Raw genomic sequence first — 21,344 nt, forward strand, 5'->3', positions numbered from 1 at the left:
CCCCGAGGTTCCGAAATTTCCTCGGCGGGGCACGAGTATGGGCAGTACGCGGCGGGGTACGGGCAAACCGCAACCTTACGCCCAAGCCGTCCAAGCGTTCCCAAAGGCTGTTCGACTCCGATTGGCGGAGCGAAACGGCATAAGCTGAGGAAGGACGTAAACGGATGGGGTGACCTTGCGGAAGCCCCGGAGGGACAGGCCCGAGCCCCGGCAGAGACAGGCCGGAGCTTGCGGTGACGTGGCAGGGAACGTCACCGTTTAGGCGGTCTCGGACGCCGGGTACTTGCGCGATTCGCCGGGCCCGTGTGGACTACGGCCTACGCCCCGCGCACGCGCGTGGCTGCAGCATTTTCCGAAGACATGATCAGGAGGCAACCCGTGAGCGCGACCGCGGACCACGCGGAGGAGCGGACCAACCCGGCAGCACGCCTGGGGTTCGAGCCCGGACAAGTGGTCCAGGAGATCGGCTACGACGAAGACGTCGAGCTGGAGCTCCGTGAGGGCATTGAGGCCACTACCGGCCAGGAACTCGTCGACGAGGAGTACGACGACGTCGCTGACGTCGTCCTGCTCTGGTTCCGCGACGAGGACGGCGACCTTACGGACGCGCTGGTGGATGCCATTGGTCTGCTCGAGGACGGCGGTACGGTCTGGCTGATGACGCCGAAGACCGGCCGTGACGGATACGTCGAACCGAGCGACATCAATGAGGCTGCCCAGACGGCCGGTCTCGCCCAGACCAAGAGCATCAGCGCGGGCAAGGACTGGACGGGCAGCCGTCTGGTCACCCCCAAGGGGGCCAAGGCCAAGCGCTGAACCACTCGCTACACCACCCGGGGCCCCCGATGGCGCATCACACGCTGCCGGGGGCCTTCGTACGTCCCCTTCCGGCCGTGCGTAGGGTGGAGTCACCCGGACGGACGGACACGTACGTACGGAACCGGGGAAGCGAGAAGCGGCGAAGGGAAACCTGTTCCATGGCGATCGAGGTCGGCACCGAGGCCCCGGATTTCGAACTCAGGGACAACCACGGCCGGACCGTGCGGCTCGCGGACTTCCGGGGCGAGAAGAACGTGGTGCTGCTCTTCTACCCGTTCGCCTTCACCGGGGTCTGCACGGGTGAGCTGTGCGCCCTCCGCGACGAGCTGCCCCGCTTCGAGAACGCCGACACCCAGCTGCTCGCGGTCTCCAACGACTCCATCCACACCCTGCGCGTCTTCGCCGAGCAGGAGGGCCTCGAATACCCGCTGCTCTCCGACTTCTGGCCGCACGGCGAGACCTCGCGGGCCTACGGCGTCTTCGACGAGGACAAGGGCTGCGCGGTGCGCGGCACCTTCATCATCGACAAGGCGGGCACCGTCCGCTGGAGCGTCGTCAACGGCCTGCCGGACGCGCGGGACCTGAACGACTACGTGAAGGCGCTGGAAGCGCTCTGAGACGATCTCCTGGCGACGCCCGGCCAAAAGCCTGTTTTGGCCGGGAACCGGTCACTAGGATCCAATCGTTGATCCGATGCCAACGAACGACGGGGACGCTGGTGTCTGCCGGCCCCTGAGAAAACTACTGGAGGACTCGTGGGAGTCAGCCTCAGCAAGGGCGGCAACGTCTCGCTGACCAAGGCCGCGCCCAACCTGACCGCGGTCATCGTCGGTCTGGGCTGGGACGCCCGCACCACCACCGGCGGCGACTTCGACCTCGACGCCAGCGCGCTGCTGGCGAACGCCGAGGGCAAGGTCGCGGCGGACGGCAATTTCGTCTTCTTCAACAACCTGAAGAGCCCCGACGGCTCCGTCGAGCACACCGGTGACAACCTCACCGGTGAGGGCGAGGGCGACGACGAGGTCATCAAGGTGAACCTCGCCGGTGTCCCGGCCGATGTCGACAAGATCGTCTTCCCGGTCTCGATCTACGAGGCCGAGAGCCGCCAGCAGAGCTTCGGCCAGGTCCGCAACGCGTACATCCGCGTGGTGAACCAGGCCGACAACACCGAGCTCGCCCGCTACGACCTGAGCGAGGACGCCTCGACGGAGACCGCGATGGTCTTCGGCGAGCTCTACCGCAACGGTGCCGAGTGGAAGTTCCGTGCCATCGGCCAGGGCTACGCCTCGGGCCTGCGCGGCATCGCGCAGGACTTCGGCGTCAACGTCTGAGGACGTCACGCCTCCGGTCTTCCGCTCCCGGGCGGAGGACCCCGGCACCACCGAGCGCGCAGCGCTCACGTACCACCCCGTCCGGCGCCGCATCCTGTGCGGCGCCGGACGCGCTCAGGGGGGCCTTCGACACCTGATCCCAGGCGTCGAGGAGGCCCGGCAGCGTTTCCACGACTAGGGGAGGACACACATGGGCGTCACGCTCGCCAAGGGAGGCAATGTCTCCCTCTCCAAGGTCGCACCCAACCTCACCCAGGTGCTGGTCGGGCTCGGCTGGGACGCACGCTCCACCACCGGAGCAGATTTCGACCTCGACGCCAGCGCACTGCTGTGCCAGTCGGGCCGGGTGCTCGGTGACGAGTGGTTCGTCTTCTACAACAACCTCACCAGCCCCGACGGCTCCGTCGAGCACACCGGTGACAATCTGACCGGTGAGGGCGACGGCGACGACGAGTCGGTCATCGTCCGGCTCGACCAGGTCCCCGCCCACTGCGACAAGATCGTCTTCCCGGTCTCCATCCATGACGCGGACAACCGGGGCCAGGCGTTCGGGCAGGTCAGCAACGCCTTCATCCGCGTGGTGAACCAGGCCGACGGCCAGGAGCTGGCGCGCTACGACCTCAGCGAGGACGCCTCCACGGAGACCGCGATGATCTTCGGTGAGCTCTACCGCTACCAGGGCGAGTGGAAATTCCGTGCAGTCGGTCAGGGGTACGCGTCGGGCTTGCGGGGCATCGCTCTAGACTTCGGCGTCAACGTTTCGTAACGCCGCGCACGGCGCGGGGGAGCCCCGTACACACCGGGGGAGACCCTTACATAAACACGATGGGGTAGCCAGTGGTTCTGAAAACCTTCGGCTGGTCGTTCGCGGTCACCGCGCTCGGCCTGGTCGCAGCCTTCTTCTACGGGGGGTGGCAGGCCTTCGGTATCGTCGCGATTCTGACGATCCTGGAGATCTCGCTGTCCTTCGACAACGCGGTGATCAACGCCGGAATCCTGAAGAAGATGAATGCCTTCTGGCAGAAAATCTTCCTTACCATCGGCATCCTGATCGCCGTCTTCGGTATGCGGCTGGTCTTCCCCGTCGTGATCGTGGCCGTGAGCGCCCAGCTCGGGCCCATCGAGGCCATCGACCTCTCCTTCAACGACCCCGAGAGGTACAAGGAACTGGTCACGGACGCCCATCCGTCGATCGCCGCCTTCGGTGGCATGTTCCTGTTGATGATCTTCCTCGACTTCATCTTCGAGGACCGTGACATCCAGTGGCTCCGCTGGATCGAGCGCCCGCTCGCCAAGCTCGGCAAGGTCGACATGCTGTCGGTCTGCGTCGCGCTGATCGTGCTGATGATCACCGCCATGACCTTCGCGACCCAGGCCCACCAGCACGGTGGCGGTCACGTCGACAAGGCGTCGACCGTCATGCTCTCGGGTATCGCGGGTCTGATCACCTACCTCGTCGTCGGCGGGCTCTCCGGATTCTTCGAGGGCAAGCTCGAAGAGGAGGAGGAGCGCGAACACGAGGCCGAGGAAGAGGCCAAGAAGAAGGGCAAGCCCGTCACCGGGGTCGCCCTGGCCGGAAAGGCCGCGTTCTTCCTCTTCCTCTACCTGGAAGTCCTGGACGCCTCCTTCTCCTTCGACGGCGTCATCGGCGCCTTCGCCATCACCAACGAGATCGTGCTGATGGCCCTGGGCCTCGGTATCGGCGCCATGTACGTCCGTTCGCTCACCGTCTACCTGGTCCGCCAGGGCACGCTGGACGACTACGTCTACCTGGAGCACGGCGCCCACTACGCGATCGGCGCGCTCTCCGTCATCCTGCTGGTCACCATCCGGTACGAGATCAACGAGATCATCACCGGCCTGATCGGCGTCGTCCTCATCGGCCTCTCCTTCTGGTCCTCGCTCCGCCGCAACAGGGCCATCGCCGCGGCGGGCGGAGGCGACGGGGGCGCCGGAGGAAGCTCGGGTTCCAAGGCCGAAGTCCACTCCGGGGTGTGACCCGGTAGGGATTGAGGAACGCTCTCTGCGGGGCGGCCACACGGTGACGGCTCTCCGGGATCTCCCGGATCCGGCCCGTCGGCCGCCCCGCAGCGGTGTGCGGGGACCGCGACAGCAGGCGACGGACAGCAGGCGACGGACAGCAGTCGGCAGGTCGACAGGTGGGGGTTGGGATGGGATTCTTCGACGGCCTGTGGCCGGCGCGCGCGGCACAGTTCGACTCGGGCAACGGCACATCGAGCGCCATCGTGCTCTCGAAACGCAATGCCACGGTCTCGCTCACCAAACAGGGCGCTCTCTCGGGCAACCTCCGCGTCAACCTTTCCTGGCGGATGCGCACCTCGGACATCGAGGGCCGCTCGCGCCAGAGCGGCCGGCTGCGGCGCCCCCTCAAGCTCTTCCAGCCCGAGGTGGTCCAGGCGCACACCCAGGGCGTCGTCAACGTCGACCTGGACCTCGGCTGCATGTACGAGCTGACGGACGGCACCAAGGGGGTCGTACAGCCGCTCGGCAACCTGATCGGCGATCTGAACAGCCCGCCCTACATCCGGCTCAGCGGGGACGACCGCTTCGGCGCCCCCTCCGGGGAGACGGTCTACGTCAACCTCGACCAGCGCGACCAGTTCAAGCGGCTGCTGTTCTTCGTCTACATCTACGACCGGACGCCCGCGTTCGACCGCACGCACGCCAAGATCACGCTCTACCCGGGCAACGGCCCCCGGATCGAGATCGAACTGGACGAACGCGCGCCGCAGGCCCGTTCCTGCGCGGTGTTCACCGTGGAGAACATCAAGGACGAACTGATCGTGCGGCGCGAGGTGAAGTTCGTCTACGGATTCCAGTCGGAGCTGGACCGGCTCTACGGCTACGGCATGCAGTGGGGGCGGGGCTACAAGTCACGGGCCTGACCGCCCCGCGCCCGTACCGCCGCTCGATGAGCTGAGCCGTGCTGCCCCTGGGCCGGTCTCAGAACCGGACTCAGGACCGGACCCGGCACCGGGCTCAGGACCGGACCCGGCACCGGACTCAGGACCGGATGAACTGCGGACCTTGCGGAGGCAGGACGAAATGCGGGTCGGGTGCGTGGGCGGCGGCCGCCGCCGGCTGCGGATAGCCGTACGCGGGCGGTGCACCGGCCCCCTGCGGGTAGCCGTACGCCGGCTGGGAGCTCGCGGCGGGCTGCGGCGCGGGCACCGGGGGCATGGCGGGGGGTGCGACGGGCGGATAGCCGTAGGCGGGCTGCGGGTGCAGCACCGTGGCCTGGGAGTCGGGCCCCGGCGCGGAACCCGCGTGCGTGGGGGCCGCGGGCTCGGCGGCGGCCTGTGTGGGGGCGGCAGGTGCCTGAGCGGCCGCGGCGGGATCCTCCGGCCCGCCCCCGGCCTCCGAATCGTCGACCGAGATCCCGAAAGCGGTGGCCAGCCCGATCAGCCCGGTCGGATAGCCCTGGCCGACCGCCCGGAACTTCCACCCCTCACCGCGCCGGTAGAGCTCCCCGCAGATGATCGCGGTCTCCTCCCCGGTCTCCGGCCGCACATCGAAGACCGCCAGCGGCTCCCCGTCGGCGAGCGCGGCATCGAAGAGAAGTATCCGCAGGTCCGGGACCTGCTGGAAGGCGTCTCCGTCGGACGAGGCGGCGATGACCACCTGGTCCACCGACGCGTCGAGCGCCCCGAGATCCGCCTCGATCGTGTCGGTGAGCCCCTCGGCGACACTGCGCTTCGGCAGCCGCCGGACCAGCCCGGAGGGGTGGCGCGGCTGGTTGTAGAAGACGAAGTCCTCGTCGGACCGCACACGGCCCAGCGCGCCGAGCAGCAGGGCGGAGGCGTCCACATCGGGAACACCCGCCCCAGGGGTCCAGCGCAGCACGGCCCGTACGGCCACGGCGTCGACCGGGACGTTCGAGCCCTTCAGCATCGTGTGCGTCATGGGCGTCATCCTGCCTGCTGGCAGCACGTGCGGACAACGCGGGGGGCGGCAAAGACCTGCCCTGTTCCCCTGCTGCCGGGCCGGAGAGGGGGAAGAAGGAGGGCCGAACGGTACCGCGAGGAGAGACCGGGTGAAGGGTGGGTAACCGGAAATTCATGTACATGGGGAACTGTTGACATGCGTCCGTACGTACTATTACCGGCCATACGTTGTCCGGCCGGTCAGGCAGTTCGGGGGAAACTCATGCGTCACTTCGGGTATATATCGCCCGCTGCCCGAGAGGGCCTGTTCTTCCGGGAGCCGTGCGAGTTCAGCGCGTCCTCGCCCGCGAGCCTGCTCTCCGTCGCCCTGGGCGCCACGCTCTACTCCCCGGCCACCCGCCCCACGCTGGCCGACGATGTGCTGAAGCAGGCCGGGCGTGGCGTCGTCTCCATGGTGCTGTGCCTGGAGGATTCGATCGACGACGCCGAGGTGGTCGATGCCGAGGCCAACCTGGTCAGGCAGTTCGCTGAGCTCGCGGACCGGGACGCCACAGGAGCCGGGCTGCCGCTGCTCTTCGTCCGGGTGCGCGAACCGGGCCAGATCACCGACCTGGTGCACCGGCTCGGAGCCTCGGTCCGGACATTGTCCGGTTTTGTACTTCCCAAATTCACCGAAGAGCGTGGAGCCCGCTTCCTGGAGGCCCTGGCGGAAGCCGAGGCCTCCTGTGGACAGCGGCTCTTCGCCATGCCCGTCCTGGAGTCGCCCGAGCTGCTCCACCTGGAGACACGCGGCGAAGTCCTCCAGGGAATCGCGCGCTCCGTCGACAAGTACCGGGACCGGGTCCTCGCCCTGCGGCTCGGCGTCACCGACTTCTGCTCGGCCTACGGACTGCGCCGCGCGCCCGACATGACGGCGTACGACGTCCAGATCGTCGGCTCCGTCATCGCCGACGTGGTCAACGTGCTGGGCCGGGCCGACGGCACCGGCTTCACGATCACCGGCCCGGTCTGGGAGTACTTCCGCCGCCAGGAGCGCATGTTCAAGCCCCAGCTGCGCCGCAGCCCCTTCCTGGAGGGCAGCGCCGAGGAGCTGCGTACGGCACTGATCGAGCACGACCTGGACGGCCTGCTGCGGGAGATCGAGCTGGACCGGGCCAACGGCCTGCTCGGCAAGACCTGCATCCACCCGTCGCACGTGGCACCCGTCCACGCACTGTCCGTGGTCAGCCACGAGGAGTTCACCGACGCGCAGGACATCCTGCGGCCCGAGCGTGAGGGCGGCGGCGTGCTGCGCTCGGCGTATACGAACAAGATGAATGAAGTGAAGCCCCACCGGGCCTGGGCCGAGCGCACGCTCCGGCGGGCCGAGGTCTTCGGGGTGGCGAGCGAGGACGTCGGCTTCGTGGACCTGCTGGCCGCCGGCCTGACGAAGTGAGCGCGCGTCGATGAGCGGGCCGAGTGGGCGCGTATCGATGAGCGGGCGAGGTGAGCGCGTATCGACGAGCGAGCGCGCGAGGAGAGAAGAGGCCGTGGACGTGGTGTGGTCGGGCGACTGGGTGGCCGAGCGGCTGGGAGTGGCCCTGGAGGGCGACGGGGACCTCCCGGAGCTGCTGGGCCTGGCCCTGCGGCGTAACCCCAAGCGGGCCCACCTGCTCGTCTCCAACGTGCTGGGCAAGCATGTGCCCCAGAAGCCTTCCGTCGTGTACGGAGCGGGGTACGAGCTCGGCGAGCGCGTACGGGCGCTCCTCGGCGAGGACCGGGCCGGCCGCGCCGTCGTCCTCGGGTACGCGGAGACGGCCACCGGCCTCGGCCACGCCGTCGCGGACGGCCTGCGGGACGCCCCGTACCTCCACTCCACCCGGCGGCCCGTCACGGGGGTCGCGCAGGCGGGCGGCTTCGAGGAGGCCCACTCGCACGCCACCTCGCACCTGCTGCTGCCGGAGAATCCCGAGCTGCTGGCGGGCGGCGGGACCGGATCCGACGCCTCCGTGCTGGTGCTGGTGGATGACGAGTTCTCCACCGGCAACACCGTGCTCAACACCATCCGCGCACTGCACGCGTCGCACCCGCGCGAGCGGTACGTCATCGTCGCGCTGGTCGACATGCGCTCGGCGGGGGACCGCGACCGGCTGACCGCCTTCGCCGCCGAGATCGGCGCCCGCGTCGACCTGGTGACCCGCTCCTCGGGCACGGTCACGCTCCCCGAAGGCGTACTGGAACGGGGCCAGGCCCTGGTCGCGGCCCAGGAGGCGGAGCAGACGACACCGGCCGGGGAGCCCGTCGAACGTGCTGCCCCCGTCACCCGGGTCGGCCTGGGCTGGCCCGAAGGCGTCCCCGACGGCGGCCGGCACGGCTTCACCCCGGCCCACCGGGCGGTGCTCGAAGCGGCGCTCCCGGGCATGGCGGAGCGGATCGCCGCCGAGCTGGGCGACGATCCCCGCCAGGGCCATGACGGCAGCCCCCGCCGCGTGCTCGTACTCGGCTTCGAGGAGCTGATGTACGCGCCGCTTCGCCTGGGCACCGCCCTGGAAGCCGCGCTGGGGGCGGACACCGAGGTCCGCTACTCCACCACCACCCGCTCACCCGTCCTCGCCGTCGACGACCCCGGCTACGCGATACGCACCCGCCTCGTCTTCCCGGCCCACGACGACCCGGCGGACGGCCCCGGCGACCGGTACGCCTACAACGTGGCGGGCGCGGGCTTCGACGCGGTGGTCGCCGTTGTCGACTCCACCGCCGACACCCCCGAACTGCACGCCCCCGACGGCCTGCTGGCCCGCCTGGCGGACCACACCGGCCAGGTCCTCCTCGCGGTCGTCCCCTCGTACACCCCCCACCACAAGCTGGAGCCCGCCGTGCTGCCCGAGCCCCTCCGAGGCCCCGACTTCTCCAGTTACGCGCCCGAGGACGTCGGCTGGCTGCTCCAGGACCTCTCGGACACCGAGCTGGAAGCGCCCACCGAGGAGCGCGAGGAGGCGATCCAGAGCGGCGGCGCGCACTACGCCGAGTCGCTCCCCGTCGAGTACCAGCCGAGCGCCGAGTACCAGGCCCTCTTCACGGCCGCCCTGGACGCCTCCGCCGCGCGCATCGCCCGCGCGGTGGGCACCGTCACCGAGACGGTCCTCGCCGAACGCGGCCCGCGCCCGGTCCTCGTCTCGCTCGCCCGCGCCGGGACGCCCGTCGGGGTTCTGATGCGCCACTGGGCCCGGCACCGGCACGGCCTGGACCTGCCGCACTACGCCATCTCCATCGTCCGCGGCCGGGGCATCGACGCCACCGCCCTGCGCTGGCTCGCCGCCCACCACGACCCGGCCGACGTGGTGTTCGTCGACGGCTGGACGGGGAAGGGTGCGATCACCCGCGAACTGGCCGCGGCGATCGAGGAGTTCGAGGCGTCGGGCGGACCCGCCGGCTCCGCGGGCCCGGTCGGGTTCAACCCGGAGATCGCGGTGCTCGCCGACCCGGGCGGCTGCGTCCGCACGTACGGCACCCGCGAGGACTTCCTCATCCCCTCGGCCTGCCTCAACTCGACGGTCTCCGGCCTCATTTCCCGTACGGTGCTCCGCGCCGACCTGGTCGGCCCCGACGACTTCCACGGTGCGAAGTTCTACCGCGAGCTGGCGGATTCCGACGTCTCCGGCGACTTCCTGACTGCGGTGACCGCACGGTTCGACGAGGTGGCGGACCAGGTCGACGCCGAGACCAAGGAGCTGCTCGCCGCCGACCGGGCCCCGACCTGGGAGGGCTGGGCGGCCGTCGAGCGGATCAGCGAGGAGTACGGCATCCACGACGTCAACCTGGTCAAGCCGGGCGTCGGCGAGACCACCCGGGTGCTGCTGCGCCGGGTCCCCTGGAAGATTCTCGCGAAGCGCGGCGCGGGCGCGGACCTCCAGCACATCCGGCTGCTCGCCGAACAGCGCGGCGTACCGGTCGAGGAGGTCGACGACCTCCCGTACAGCTGTGTCGGCCTGATCCACCCCCGGTTCACCCGGGGCGCGACGGGTGCGGACGGCAAGGCGGTGCAGGGCGCATGAGCACGACTTCACCGGTCACGCTGGTGGCGAGCGACCTCGACCGCACGCTCATCTACTCGGCGGCCGCGCTCGACCTGTCGATGCCGGACGCGGAGGCCCCCCGGCTGCTCTGCGTCGAGGTGTACGGCCACAAGCCCCTCTCGTACATGACGGAGACGGCTGCCGCCCTCCTCACCGAGGTGGCCGGCTCCACGGTCTTCGTGCCCACCACCACCCGGACCCGCGAGCAGTACCACCGCATCCATCTCCCCGGCCCCGCCCCGCAGTACGCGATCTGCGCCAACGGCGGGCACATCCTGGTCGACGGGGTCTCCGACCGGGACTGGCAGCAGCAGGTGGAGGCGCGCATCACCGACGAGTGCGCCCCTCGCACCGAGATCCGCGCCCACCTCGCCACCACCGCCGACCCGGCCTGGCTCCTCAAGGAGCGGGTGGCCGAGAACCTCTTCGCGTACCTGGTCGTCGAGCGCTCGCTGCTGCCCGAGGAGTGGGTGAAGGAGCTCGCGGTGTGGGCGCAGGAGCGGGGGTGGACCGTCTCCCTCCAGGGCCGCAAGATCTACGCGGTGCCGGTGCCGCTCACCAAGAGCGCCGCCATGAACGAGGTCGCCCGCCGCTCCGGCGCCACCCGCACCCTCGCCGCCGGGGACTCCCTCCTCGACGCCGACCTGCTGCTCGCCGCCGACCTCGGCTGGCGCCCCGGCCACGGCGAACTGGCCGAGAACGACTGGCGCGCCCCGCACGTCGTCGCGCTGGAGGAGCGGGGCGGAGCGGCCGGGGAGGAGATCCTGCGCCGGTTCCTGGCGGCTGCCGCCGCGTGAGCCGGGCTGCGGGGTTTCGGCTGCGCGAGGGCGCGGGTTGGGGAAGGCTGGGGGCATGACCAAGGGCAACGAGACCACGATCACGGACGAGCTGTACGCGTACACGCTGGCGCACAACCCGCCGCTGGACCCGGTCCAGCGGGAGCTGGTGGAGACCACGTACGCCCGCTTCCCCGACCACGCGGGCATGCAGTCGGCCGAGGAGCAGGCCCCGCTGCTCGCCTTCCTCGTCCGGCTGGTGGGCGCCCGGCACGTGGTGGAGGTCGGCACGTTCACCGGGTTCAGCGCCCTGGCGATGGCCCAGGCCCTGCCCGCCGACGGCACGCTGATCGCCTGCGACATCTCGGAGGAGTGGACGGCGTACGGGCGTGAGGCCTGGGAGAAGGCGGGCGTCGCGGACCGGATCGACCTGCGCATCGCCCCGGCCCTGGACACCCTGCGCGCGATGCCCGCCGAGCCGCACATCGACTTCGCCTACCTGGACGCGGACAAGGGCGGCTACATCGCGTACTGGGAGGAGCTGGTGCCCCGGATGCGGCAGGGCGGTGTCATCGCCGTGGACAACGTGCTCTTCCACGGCGGTGTCACGGACCCGGAGGCGGCCGGGCCGGCGGCGGCGATCAAGGAGTTCAACGAGCATGTGAGCGCCGATGCCCGGATGGACAGCGTGCTGCTGACGGTCTCGGACGGCCTGACGCTCTCCCGCAAGCGGTAGCGCGCCAGGGCCGCCGGGTCCGGCCGGCTACGGGGTGGTGGGGTCAGCCGCAGCAACCGCCGCCGCAGCACCCTCCGCCCCCGCCGCCCCCGGACGGTGCGGGCGCGGACGCGGCGGCGCCGCCCACGGCCACCGCGGAGAGCAGCTTCACGGTGTCGTCGTGGCCCGCGGGGCAGGAGGCCGGGTCCGAGGACTGGGCCATGGGACGGCTGAGTTCGAACGTGTCGCCGCAGGTGCGGCAGCGGAATTCATAGCGAGGCATGGCCTCAGGCTAGAGCCATCGGGGCCCCACGGCTACGGCCTCCCGGGACGGCGCGGACTCAGGCGCCGCCGCCGCGCTCCTCGCGGATGTCGGAGACGACCCGGGCGGCGGTCTGCCGCACGGCCTCGGTCTCGGTCAGGAAGTGCCAGTAGTCGGGGTGACGGCCCTCCAGACCGGCGATGGCCCGGTCCAGCCGGGTCACGGAGTCGTCCAGCGGCCGGGCGTGCCGGGGATCGGGCGTGTGCCGGCCGGCCATGGCGAGGCGCTGCGCGTCCCGTACGGCGAACCTGGTCCGCTCGATCTCCTGCTGCGGGTCCTTCGCCACGGCGTCCAGCCGCTGCAGCCGGTCCCCGGCGGCGGAGACCGCCTCGTCCGTCGCGTTGAGCAGGGCACGGACCGTGGACAGCCGGGACGTGGCATCCGCCCAGCGCTGCTCGTCCCGGGCCTTCGCCGCCTCCGCGAGCTTCTCCTCGGCCTGGCGCACGTTGACGGCGGCCTGCTCCGGCACCTGCTGGAGGTCCTGCCAGCAGGCGGCCGAGAAACGCCGCCGCAGCTCGCTCAGGACCGGCTCCACCGAACCGGCGCGCGTTGTGAGCGCCTGCGCACGGGTCCGCAGCGAAACCAGCCGCCGGTCGATCTCGGCAGCCCGCTCCGGCAGCCGCTCCGCCTCGGCCCGCAGGGCCTCCGCATCGCGCAGGACCACATCGGCCCGCTGGAGCGTCTCGGCGACCCCGTGCTTTCCGGCGCCCTGGTTCAGCTTGGTCAGCTCCGGGGCGAGGGCGGCGAGCCTGGCCGCCAGCTCATCGGCGCGCAGCCCCGCCGCCCGTACCGCATCGAGCGCGTTGCTCGCGCCGAGCAGCGCCTGCCGGGCCCGCTCCACGGCGGGGGCGAGCCGTGCGAGCTGGGTCTCCGCACTGCCCAGCAGCGCCCCGAGCCCCTGCCCGAACCGGTCCAGCTCGCCCTTGACCCGTACGAGATCGTCCTTGGCCCGGGTCAGCTGGGTGCGGGCGCTGGAGGCCACGGAGGGCTCCAGATCGTCCCGGTCCAGGTCGTGGGCGTCGACGGCGGTGATGTAGGCGTGGCTGACGTCGTCGATCCGCCGCCCCAGCGCGGCGAAGTCCTCCGCCGCCTTGCGGCCGCGGGAGGAGTTGTCCACGGCGTTGATCGTCTCGATGGAGATCTTGAGATCCCGCTGGGCGGTGTCCAGCTCGTAGAACGCCTCGGCGGCCGCGTCCCTGGCCGCCTGGGCCTCGGCACGCTGGCTCTCCCCACGCCCACCGAACCACCGCCGTGTACCGCCCCCGGCGAAGGCGGCGGGCAGGGCGGCGACGAGAAGGGGCACGGGCAGCAGCACGAGGGCCAGAACATCCCGGAGCCCCTGGCCCGCCGGGCCCGTCTGCCTTCCGGGCGCTCGCCGCTCGTGGCTCCCGCCCCGGGCACCCGAAACGCTCCCGACGGCGGAACTCCCACCCGCTCCTGCCTCTGGCCGCGTGTGTGTCGCCGTCACATCCCTCTCCCGTGCTGTTCCGCCCCTGCCGGTACATTCTCCCACCAGGTAAGGACGAACACACGGGTCGGTTAGTTCGCGGTTCTAGTTCGCGCTTCGAACCTTCACTTCCCCGTTGTCGCTACGGGCCTTCACCACATGGGCGCTGCTGTCGCTGCGCGGCACCCCGATGGAGACCTCCCCGTTGTCGGCGCTCGCGTTCACGGTGTACTTCTGTCCGCCCTGCGGGAGATCGATGACGATGCTCCCGTTGTCGCTGACCGTGTCCACCAGATCGGGCACGCCGCTGAACCCCAGCCGGATCTCCCCGTTGTCCGCGCGGGCGACCACGGACTTGGTGCCTATCCGCTCGGCGAGGACGGACCCGTTGTCGCTCTTGAGGTCGAGCGGCCCGCCGGAATCCCGTACGACGATGTCGCCGTTGTCGGCGGAGAGCCGCAGCGGGGTGTCGAACCCGACCGCGGTGATCTCCCCGTTGTCCGCGTCGGCCTTCACGGTCACCCCGCGCGGCACCTTCACCTCGTGGCGTGCGGCACAGTTGTTGATCATGGCGTCGCACTTCACGCGGAGCGTCAGGGTGTCGTTCTTCATCGTCCAGACAGGATCGGGCCCGCTGCCCAGCACGACCCACCCGTCGACCTGCCGCTCCACCTCGACCTCCTCCACATCGGCCGGCACGAGGGTCACGGTCGAGTCCTCGGCGTCGATGGTGAGCGTCTTCCCCTCCAACGCGAAGGCCTTGCGCTCCACAGGCGCGTCCTCGATGTCGGCGCCCCCGCACCCGGTGAGAGCCAGCGCGAGCAGCGCGACCCCGCCCCCCACGGCGAATACGCGTCCGGGGACCCCGCTGCGCTTGCGGGTCGGTGCGCTGGTAACGATGTCCACGGTGATCGGTCCCCCAGGAGGTACAGCCGGACGGTGCCACCGGTCGTCGCTGCCGGTGTACTGCAAACCGTATGTACCGAGGCCCCTTCGGCGGCATCCGGGCGGCTACCGTCTCGGGGGTGGGGTTATCCCCCCACCCGCGCCCAGCCCCCGCAGCTCGGGGCCCCTATCGGTTTAGGAGCAGGGGGCCCGGTCCATGTACGCTGTTGCCTCATCCACGGGTGCGTAGCTCAGGGGTAGAGCGCTGCTCTTACAAAGCAGATGTCGGCGGTTCGAAACCGTCCGCGCCCACCAGTCAGAACGCCCCCGCAGCGAGCCGCTGCGGGGGCGTCGACCGTTGCCGACCACCTGCGGCGAGTGCTCCGACGCGAGGGCATCGGGACCCCGTCGGCCTTCGTTGCCGACAGCGGGCAGCCGTGTCGTGTCCGGTCTGCCGACATCAGCACATGAAGCCAACTCGGCTCACGATTTAGCCTGTTCAGCATCATGGATACGAGGTGCGGCCCACCTGTGGGGTGTGCCGCACGAGCTGGAAGGGATGGCGAGCGACCTGGACGGCACAGCGCACGCAGGCTCCTCCTCCGCGCATCAGCGGGACGCGGGTGCGGACCGCTCCAACCCTCGTGCGGCCCTGCTGATGTCGTTGGTCCTGGGGCTGCTCCTGGGCGCGCTGTCGGCGCTGGTGATGTTTCCGGCGGCGCAGCACCTGCGCTCTCTCAAGGACGGCGAGCGGGCAGAGGCGACGCTGTATGCGAGCGGCGCGTGCATGGCGGGCCAGTGCGAGGTCGAGTTCGAGGCCGGCGGGCGGACCGTGGTGGCGGATCTGCCGGTGGGCAGCGGGGGCGGCAGGAGCTCCGTCGGCGCCCGCATGACCGTCCGGTACCAGGCGGACGACCCCGAGGTCGTCGCCCGCGAAGAGGATGTCGGGGGCGGCGGGGCTGTCGTGCTGGCGGTGCTGTCGGGCGGGGCCTCTCTGCTCTTCCTGCTGATCTCGGCCGTTGCGGCGGTCTTCGTGGTGCGGCAGTGGTTCGCGGCCCGGAGGCAGGGCGGGGCCCCTCGGGACGGGCAGCGGCACGACGAGGGCGAGGCCGAGCCGCTCGGCACCTGACGCGGTGCGCGAATCCCCTGTTCCCTGGCCGCTGTGGTCAACAAAGCGGCGGGTGAGGCGCACACTGGCGGTATGCCCCTACCCAGAACGCATCACTGCTCGGCCTGCTCGGACGGCTCCGCAACCGGCGACGTCCTCCACGAGGACCTCGTGGTCGGGGCGCCGCTGTCCATGGAGGAACTGACCGACGCGCAGCGTCTCGACCGGTTCGCGCTCAAGTACGCCCACGACGGTTGCCAGGTCAGAGAGGTCCGGCAGGTCCCGCACGACACCCTGAGCGGTTACGCCTGGTCCGTCCGCTTCAGCGAGGGTTCGTAGCGGATCCACGGGTGGAATGGGGGCTCCCGGCCCCGCGTTGTGCAGTGAGTGACCGATGACATCCGTGGTGACCCGTACGTTCCGCCCGAGCGCGAAGCGGTACGGAAGCGGCTCGTGGCGGAACATGCCGACACGAGCGAGCGGATGGCGGCCCTGAGCCGTGACTTCGACGCCATCGTCGAGGCGAACGCCCTGGTGGCCGTCGACGACGAGCACGACCCCGAGGGGGCGAGCACCGCCTTCGAGCGGGCACATGTCGCCGCCCTCCTGGCCCAGGCACGGGAGCACCTGGCCGAGCTGGACCTGGCCGTCGAGCGGCTGGAGGCCGACGACTACGGGCGCTGCGAGGAGTGTGGCGAGTCCATTCCGGCAGCCCGGCTCGAAGTGCGTCCGGCGGCTACCACTTGCGTCGGCTGTGCCGGCGGGGGTGCGGAGCGTCGGCGTTGAGTGTGCCCGAGGGCTGGGGCGCTGTGTGCCGCCGCCTACCGACACGCCTTCTCCCGGGATGCGCTCCGCGACCCCCCAAGGCACCGTGGAGACATGGCCGCACATCCGCCTGTGATCGTCTATCCGCCCTCCGCGACCGGAGGGCGGCGGGTCACCGTGCACGGGCAGATCGTGGGGCTGGCGCACGGGCGGGGCGAAGTGGCCGCGTTGTTGCGGGCCGCCGGGTTCGCGCCCGGGCCCGACCAGGTCGTCGAACTGGACCGGCCGGGGCTGATCGAATGGCGCGGCGGCGACCTCGACACCTGGGCGTGAGCACGTGATGCGCCCGAAGAGGGCCCGGTCGTGGGCTCGTGCCGGACCGTGCGGGCGGGCGTGGCGCTGGTCAGTCAGCCGGGTCGAGCGGGTGGCCCTCACCGTGGACGCCCAGGGGCACATCGTCTCCGTCAGCGCTCCGTGAGCCGTCACCCGAACGGGTGCGTCCAGGTGGCTGGCCGGGGCGGCCGCGAGGAACGTCGAAGCTGATCTGCACGCACCATCAGCGCAGGTCAGGACAGCAGGCGCCCGCGCCTGTCCCGGCCAAGGAGTCCCCATGTCCCAGCCCACCTCACCGACGCCCGGCACCTCCCGCCCCGCCGCATCCTCCTCAGGCAACGACTCCGGCAGCGCCTGGGCCGGCGGCGGAACGCTGTTCGCCGGGTTCCTGCTCCTCGTCGACGGTGTCCTCGGAGTGATCAAGGGCATCGCGGGGATCGCCACCAACGACGTGTACGCGGCGGTCAACGACTACGTCTTCAAGTTCAACGTCACCACGTGGGGCTGGATCCACCTCATCCTCGGCGTGGTCCTGATCTTCGTCGGCTGGGGCATCCTCAAGGGCGCGACCTGGGCCCGGGCCGTGGGCATCGCCCTCGTCTCCCTGAACCTGATCGCCAACTTCATGTGGCTCCCGTACACGCCGATCTGGGCCGTCGTCACCATCGCCATCGACGTCTTCATCATCTGGGCCCTGTGCACCGACCGCTCCAAGCCGGCGTTCTGACGTGGCGGAAAGCAAGGACGCGGACCTCGTGGACCTCGCCGCCGAGGCGTACATCTACGGATACCCCCTGGTCTACGACCTCTCCATGGTGGGGACCTCCCTCCGCGACGGGTTCGGGGCGCTGGCGGCCGCCCCGTTCAACCGGTTCGCCCACTCCGAGCACCTCGCCGACCACCGGACGGAGTTCGTCTCCGTCAACAACGACACCGTCTACTCGATCGCCCAGCTCGACCTGTCCGGCGGGCCGCTGCGCCTCCACGTCCCCGACACCGGCGGCGCGTACTACGTGCTCCAGTTCGTCGACGCCTGGACGAACAACTTCGCGTACGTCGGCCGGCGCGCCACCGGTACCGGCGAGGGCGAGTGGCTGATCGTGCCGCCCGGCTGGTCCGGCAGCGTCCCCGACGGCGTACGCGGGGTGATCGACGCACCCACCGCCGTGGTCACCGTCGCCGGGCGCAACGCCTGCGACGGCCCCGGCGACCTGCCGCGCGTCCGGGCGCTCCAGGAGCAGCTCACCCTCACCCCGCTCGACGGCCGACCCCACCGCACCGGGCTGCCCACGCCCGAGCCCGGCGCACCGGAGGAGCTGCGCTTCTTCGAGGAGCTGCGGGTGTGGATGGCCGACTTCCCACCGTCCCCGGCCGACCAGGCGTACCAGGACCGGTTCCAGCCGCTGGGGCTGCTGGAGGAGGGGCCCTCGCCGTACGCCGCCGCGGACCCGGCTCTCGTCGGCGCGCTGACGCAGGGGCTGGAGCGGGGGCGGGCCCGGGTCGAGGGGGTCAGCCGCGCCGGGACGGGCGGGGGCGCCAGGCCGGGGAGCTGGAACACGAACCCGCACCTCTTCGACTACAACCTGGACCACTTCGGCGTGGGCACGATCGACTCGCCGGAGTGGCGGATCGCCGACCGCGAGGCCTCCTACCTGGCCCGCGCCGTGGCTGCCCGCATCGGGCTGTGGGGGAACCACGGCTACGAGGCGGTGTACGCCCAGACCTTCCAGGACAGTGAGGGCCGGCAGCTGAACGGGGCGCACTCCTATGTGCTGCGCTTCCCGGAGCCGCCGCCCGTCGAGTCGTTCTGGTCGGTGACCATGTACAACACCCCGGACTACTACCTCGTCGACAACCCGGCCGGCCGGTACTCGATCGGGGACCGTACGCCCGGCCTCGTCCACGCGGACGACGGCTCGCTCACCCTGTACCTCTCCCGGGAGCGGCCCGCCGACCCCGCGCGGGCGGCGAACTGGCTTCCCGCGCCCGCCGGGGACTTCCGGCCCATGCTGCGGCTGTACACACCGGGGGCCGCCGTCCTCGACGGGAGTTACGAGATCCCCGCCGTCGAGCGGGTCGGGGATTGAGCGCCGGTCGCGCGGAGCGGGATGCGCGCGGGGCGGGACGAGTGAACGTCCGTGGTCCGGCGCCGGGCCGTTGTCAGTGGTGCGGTCCACACTGGAGTCATGTGCCGCAGCATCAAGACCCTTCGACCGCCCGCCCTCCCCGAAGAGGCCACCGAGGAGGACATGCGGGCCGCAGCCCTTCAGTACGTACGCAAGGTGTCCGGCTTCCGTGCGCCCGCCGCACACAACCGGGAGGTGTTCGACCGTGCCGTCGAGGAGATCACCGCAGCCACGATGACGCTCCTGGACGGCCTGGAGATACGGGGCTCCGGCGCGCGGAGCACCGCCGGGGGCTGAGCCCGCGGCGGGGGGACGCTCAGGGGGAGACCGGAGCCGGTGAGGCGGCCGGGGCGGGGCCGCCCGCCTGGCCGGGCAGGGTGCCGGGGACGAGGCCCTGGACGGCTTGGACGGCCTGGGCCGCGGTGGCCCCGGCGGATACGGCTGCCGCCGGTCCGGAGGAGTCCTGGTGCGCCTCCGCCGTCCCGGCCCGCGCTGCGGCCGGGCGCTTCACGACGAACGCGGCCAGCGCGCCCGCCACGAACAGGGCCAGCACCGAGACGGCCGTCCCGAACCAGGTCGAACCGAGCCACCGGCCGCCGAAGTAGCCGAGCCCCACGCTGTAGCCCGCCCAGGCCAGGCCCGCCAGGGCCGACCACGGCAGGAAGTCCCGCACCCTGCGGTGGGCGGCGCCCGCACCGAGGGAGACCACCGAGCGGCCTGCGGGCGCGAAGCGGGCGATGACGACGAGCGCCCCGCCGCCCCGGCTGAGCGCCGCGCCGAGACGTTCCTGCGCCCTGGTGAGACGGCGTGAGCGCGCGATCGCCCGGTCCAGCCGGTCGCCCCCGCGCCAGGCGAGGCGGTACGCGACGAGGTCACCGAGCACCGAGGCGGTGGCCGCGCAGAGGATGAGGACGACGAGCGAGGGCACCTCACCGGTCGCGTCCCCCGAACCGTTGACGCCGGTCGAGCCCGCGGCGGCCGCGGTGGCGGCGGTGATCACGAGGACCCCGCTGGGCAGCAGGGGGAGGAAGACGTCCAGGAGCACCGAAGCGGCGACCACCACGTAGATCCATGGGCTGCTGGTCAGTGCGCCCAGACTCTCAAGCACCCGTCTACTCCCCGGTCGTGTCAACGCCGCGACGTCGCAGGGGAGCGGCATGGGCGGCAGGTTCAGCTGTACAGCGTACGCGTGAGAGCTCCGCGCAGATCGCTCAGGGTCGGGTGATGTTGTGCGGGTCACGTACACCTCGTGGGCGGTACGCGCGTTAGGGAGGCGAAGCGACCGGCACGAGCGAGGAGCAGCACATGACGGCACAGGTGGACGGGTCAGCAGCAGGGGCAGCAGGGGTGGCAGAGGCCGCAGGGGCGGAGTCGGGGCGGGAGTCACGGGTGCCGGGGACGGTACGGAGGCGGGTGCTGGTCGGCGCGGTGGCCCTGGTGATGCTCGCCGGCGGTGTCTCCATCGCCCATGGTGCTGCTGACGGCACGGATGGGGCGCCCGCTCCGGACAGTGGAGGGCACGCCGCCCATGACGCAGGGAAGGCCGGCGGGACCGGGAAGGTGAGCGGCGACGGAAAGGCCGCCGGGACCCGGGAGGCCCCGCTGGTCGGTGGTGCCTCCCGGAGCGGCGGGCTCTGGATGCGGGCCGACGGGGTGTTCTCCCCGCCCGGCTCCTTCGTTCCGTCCGACGCCCTCACGTACGACACCGGCCTGGTCCCGGCCGCCGCGCGGATCGAGGTCACGCAGTACGCGGACCGGACCAGCCACCGCGTCACCACCCGGCTGCGCGGCCTCGTCCCGAACCGCGGGTACGGGATGCACGTCCACACCGCGCCCTGTGGGGCCGACCCCGTGTCGGCGGGGCCGCACTACCAGCACCGCACCTCGGCCACCGCGGACCCGGTCAACGAGGTGTGGCTGGACTTCCGCACCGACGGGAACGGGGACGGCGAGGCGGAGGCCCGGCACGACTGGGGGTTCCGGGAGGGCGGCGCCCGGTCGGTGATCGTTCACGACGCGCAGGGCGGCGCGGGGAAGCGGGTGGCCTGCTTCACGGTGCCGTTCGCGCCTTAGGCGCTCGACCCGCACTCCGCGCCCTGGGCGTGAGGTCGGGAGTACGGCGGTGCCCCGCCCCCACGCGACAGTCGCGCGGGGGCGGGGCACCGTACCGTCCGGGGGGCCCGGCCACCGGGTCGGCGCCGGTGGGGGTGTGCCGGGTCCCCGGAGTACCGGGGCGTCAGACCGAGACGGGCGTGGCCGGCTCGCGCCGGGGCTCCTCGGCGGTGACCCGCGTGGTCCGCGCCCCGAAGAGCCGGTCCAGGGCCACGGCGCCGGGGCCGGTGAAGACCAGCAGCAGGAAGGCCCAGCAGAAGAGGGCCGAGGCCTCGCCGCCGTTGCCCACCGGCATGAGCGCCTCAGGCTGGTGGACCTTGAAGTACGCGTAGGCCATCGAGCCGGAGGCGAGGAAGGCGGCGACCCGGGTGCCGAGGCCGAGGGCGACCAGGGTGCCGCAGACCAGCTGGATCAGGGCGGCGTACCAGCCCGGCCAGGCTCCGGCCTCCGCCTCGCGGCCGCCGAAGAGGCCGAAGAGGGTGGAGGCGCCGTGGATGGCGAAGATCAGGCCGATGATGAAGCGGAAGAGGCCGAGCGCATAGGGCTGGGCCCCGTTGAGGCGGTTGAGCATGGGGGGTGGGCTCCTTCGGTCTGGGTGGGGACGTGAACCGACTGAGCGCCTCAGGTTAGGGAAACCTCACTAGT

The 21,344-nt window shown here is 71.3% G+C and carries 24 protein-coding genes and 1 tRNA gene; 19 read left to right on the plus strand and 6 right to left on the minus strand.

Annotation, left to right across the window (positions count from 1 at the left end):
- Positions 1-378: 378 nt before the first annotated feature.
- The 6 genes from IE264_RS03345 (at position 379) to IE264_RS03370 (ending at position 5,056) form a co-directional block, all read left to right on the plus strand.
- Entirely contained in the window at positions 379-816 is a 438-nt protein-coding gene (locus tag IE264_RS03345) for a DUF3052 domain-containing protein (protein ID WP_031122320.1), read from the plus strand.
- Positions 817-977: 161 nt separating this feature from the next.
- Entirely contained in the window at positions 978-1,436 is a 459-nt protein-coding gene (locus IE264_RS03350; RefSeq protein ID WP_032753105.1) for a peroxiredoxin, read from the plus strand.
- A gap of 138 nt (positions 1,437-1,574) precedes the next feature.
- Positions 1,575-2,150: a TerD family protein gene (locus IE264_RS03355; protein ID WP_003969402.1), complete on the plus strand. Its 576-nt coding sequence runs from the start codon at positions 1,575-1,577 to the stop codon at positions 2,148-2,150.
- A gap of 190 nt (positions 2,151-2,340) precedes the next feature.
- On the plus strand, positions 2,341-2,916 hold the full coding sequence (locus tag IE264_RS03360; protein ID WP_015608280.1) for a TerD family protein: 576 nt from the start codon (positions 2,341-2,343) through the stop codon (positions 2,914-2,916).
- A 71-nt stretch (positions 2,917-2,987) separates the two neighbouring features.
- Entirely contained in the window at positions 2,988-4,148 is a 1,161-nt protein-coding gene (locus IE264_RS03365) for a DUF475 domain-containing protein (RefSeq protein ID WP_015608279.1), read from the plus strand.
- A 173-nt stretch (positions 4,149-4,321) separates the two neighbouring features.
- Positions 4,322-5,056: a TerD family protein gene (locus IE264_RS03370; RefSeq protein ID WP_015608278.1), complete on the plus strand. Its 735-nt coding sequence runs from the start codon at positions 4,322-4,324 to the stop codon at positions 5,054-5,056.
- 118 nt (positions 5,057-5,174) lie between these two features.
- Here the strand turns inward: IE264_RS03370 and IE264_RS03375 are convergent, their stop codons facing one another.
- On the minus strand, positions 5,175-6,083 hold the full coding sequence (locus IE264_RS03375; RefSeq protein ID WP_032753102.1) for a TerD family protein: 909 nt from the start codon (positions 6,081-6,083) through the stop codon (positions 5,175-5,177).
- Between the two features lie 234 nt (positions 6,084-6,317).
- On the opposite strand from IE264_RS03375, the gene IE264_RS03380 reads away from it, so the two are divergent.
- The 4 genes from IE264_RS03380 to IE264_RS03395 are packed head-to-tail and all read left to right on the plus strand — an operon-like array spanning position 6,318 to position 11,622.
- Positions 6,318-7,490, plus strand: a complete 1,173-nt coding sequence (locus IE264_RS03380) for an HpcH/HpaI aldolase/citrate lyase family protein (RefSeq protein ID WP_032753101.1) — start codon at positions 6,318-6,320, stop codon at positions 7,488-7,490.
- 37 nt (positions 7,491-7,527) lie between these two features.
- The gene (locus tag IE264_RS03385; protein ID WP_078657309.1) at positions 7,528-10,089 is read left to right on the plus strand and encodes a phosphoribosyltransferase; all 2,562 of its coding nucleotides are present in this window, start codon (positions 7,528-7,530) and stop codon (positions 10,087-10,089) included.
- Complete coding sequence (locus tag IE264_RS03390; RefSeq protein ID WP_190167569.1) at positions 10,086-10,907, plus strand: HAD family hydrolase; 822 nt, start codon at positions 10,086-10,088, stop codon at positions 10,905-10,907. The genes IE264_RS03385 and IE264_RS03390 overlap by 4 nt, the downstream gene beginning before the upstream one ends.
- A gap of 55 nt (positions 10,908-10,962) precedes the next feature.
- Complete coding sequence (locus tag IE264_RS03395; RefSeq protein ID WP_032753099.1) at positions 10,963-11,622, plus strand: O-methyltransferase; 660 nt, start codon at positions 10,963-10,965, stop codon at positions 11,620-11,622.
- A gap of 43 nt (positions 11,623-11,665) precedes the next feature.
- Here IE264_RS03395 and IE264_RS03400 read toward each other — a convergent pair whose 3' ends face one another.
- From IE264_RS03400 to IE264_RS03410, 3 genes are all read right to left on the minus strand, one after another.
- A complete protein-coding gene (locus IE264_RS03400) occupies positions 11,666-11,884 on the minus strand; it encodes an FmdB family zinc ribbon protein (RefSeq protein ID WP_032753096.1) in 219 nt (72 codons plus the stop codon).
- A 58-nt stretch (positions 11,885-11,942) separates the two neighbouring features.
- Positions 11,943-13,391: a coiled-coil domain-containing protein gene (locus IE264_RS03405; RefSeq protein ID WP_078657308.1), complete on the minus strand. Its 1,449-nt coding sequence runs from the start codon at positions 13,389-13,391 to the stop codon at positions 11,943-11,945.
- An 84-nt stretch (positions 13,392-13,475) separates the two neighbouring features.
- Positions 13,476-14,276, minus strand: a complete 801-nt coding sequence (locus tag IE264_RS03410) for a DUF4097 family beta strand repeat-containing protein (RefSeq protein WP_032753094.1) — start codon at positions 14,274-14,276, stop codon at positions 13,476-13,478.
- Between the two features lie 219 nt (positions 14,277-14,495).
- On the opposite strand from IE264_RS03410, the gene IE264_RS03415 reads away from it, so the two are divergent.
- The 8 genes from IE264_RS03415 (at position 14,496) to IE264_RS03450 (ending at position 18,884) form a co-directional block, all read left to right on the plus strand.
- Positions 14,496-14,570: transfer RNA gene (locus IE264_RS03415), tRNA-Val, on the plus strand.
- Positions 14,571-14,793: 223 nt separating this feature from the next.
- On the plus strand, positions 14,794-15,384 hold the full coding sequence (locus IE264_RS03420) for a DUF3592 domain-containing protein (protein ID WP_063605708.1): 591 nt from the start codon (positions 14,794-14,796) through the stop codon (positions 15,382-15,384).
- Between the two features lie 72 nt (positions 15,385-15,456).
- Positions 15,457-15,702, plus strand: a complete 246-nt coding sequence (locus IE264_RS03425) for a hypothetical protein (protein ID WP_043972032.1) — start codon at positions 15,457-15,459, stop codon at positions 15,700-15,702.
- Positions 15,703-15,750: 48 nt separating this feature from the next.
- Positions 15,751-16,149: a TraR/DksA family transcriptional regulator gene (locus IE264_RS03430; RefSeq protein ID WP_015608267.1), complete on the plus strand. Its 399-nt coding sequence runs from the start codon at positions 15,751-15,753 to the stop codon at positions 16,147-16,149.
- 93 nt (positions 16,150-16,242) lie between these two features.
- Entirely contained in the window at positions 16,243-16,461 is a 219-nt protein-coding gene (locus tag IE264_RS03435; RefSeq protein ID WP_015608266.1) for a hypothetical protein, read from the plus strand.
- A gap of 277 nt (positions 16,462-16,738) precedes the next feature.
- A complete protein-coding gene (locus tag IE264_RS03440; RefSeq protein ID WP_032753093.1) occupies positions 16,739-17,188 on the plus strand; it encodes a DUF7144 family membrane protein in 450 nt (149 codons plus the stop codon).
- Between the two features lies 1 nt (position 17,189).
- Positions 17,190-18,548, plus strand: coding sequence for a DUF1254 domain-containing protein (locus IE264_RS03445; protein WP_032753092.1), 1,359 nt, complete (start codon positions 17,190-17,192; stop codon positions 18,546-18,548).
- Between the two features lie 99 nt (positions 18,549-18,647).
- Positions 18,648-18,884 carry a DUF2277 domain-containing protein gene (locus IE264_RS03450; RefSeq protein WP_031122304.1) on the plus strand — a complete coding sequence of 79 codons (237 nt, stop codon included), beginning with the start codon at positions 18,648-18,650 and terminating at the stop codon, positions 18,882-18,884.
- 19 nt (positions 18,885-18,903) lie between these two features.
- Here the strand turns inward: IE264_RS03450 and IE264_RS03455 are convergent, their stop codons facing one another.
- Positions 18,904-19,695, minus strand: a complete 792-nt coding sequence (locus tag IE264_RS03455) for a DedA family protein (protein ID WP_032753091.1) — start codon at positions 19,693-19,695, stop codon at positions 18,904-18,906.
- 197 nt (positions 19,696-19,892) lie between these two features.
- Between IE264_RS03455 and IE264_RS03460 the strand changes: the two genes are divergently transcribed.
- A complete protein-coding gene (locus IE264_RS03460; protein WP_051821638.1) occupies positions 19,893-20,660 on the plus strand; it encodes a superoxide dismutase family protein in 768 nt (255 codons plus the stop codon).
- 163 nt (positions 20,661-20,823) lie between these two features.
- Here IE264_RS03460 and IE264_RS03465 read toward each other — a convergent pair whose 3' ends face one another.
- Positions 20,824-21,270 (minus strand): DoxX family protein, encoded by a 447-nt coding sequence (locus tag IE264_RS03465; protein WP_032753088.1) that lies wholly within the window; start codon positions 21,268-21,270, stop codon positions 20,824-20,826.
- Positions 21,271-21,344 lie beyond the last annotated feature (74 nt).

The sequence above is a fragment of the Streptomyces microflavus genome (genome assembly GCF_014650075.1).
Taxonomy (GTDB): Bacteria; Actinomycetota; Actinomycetes; order Streptomycetales; family Streptomycetaceae; genus Streptomyces; species Streptomyces microflavus.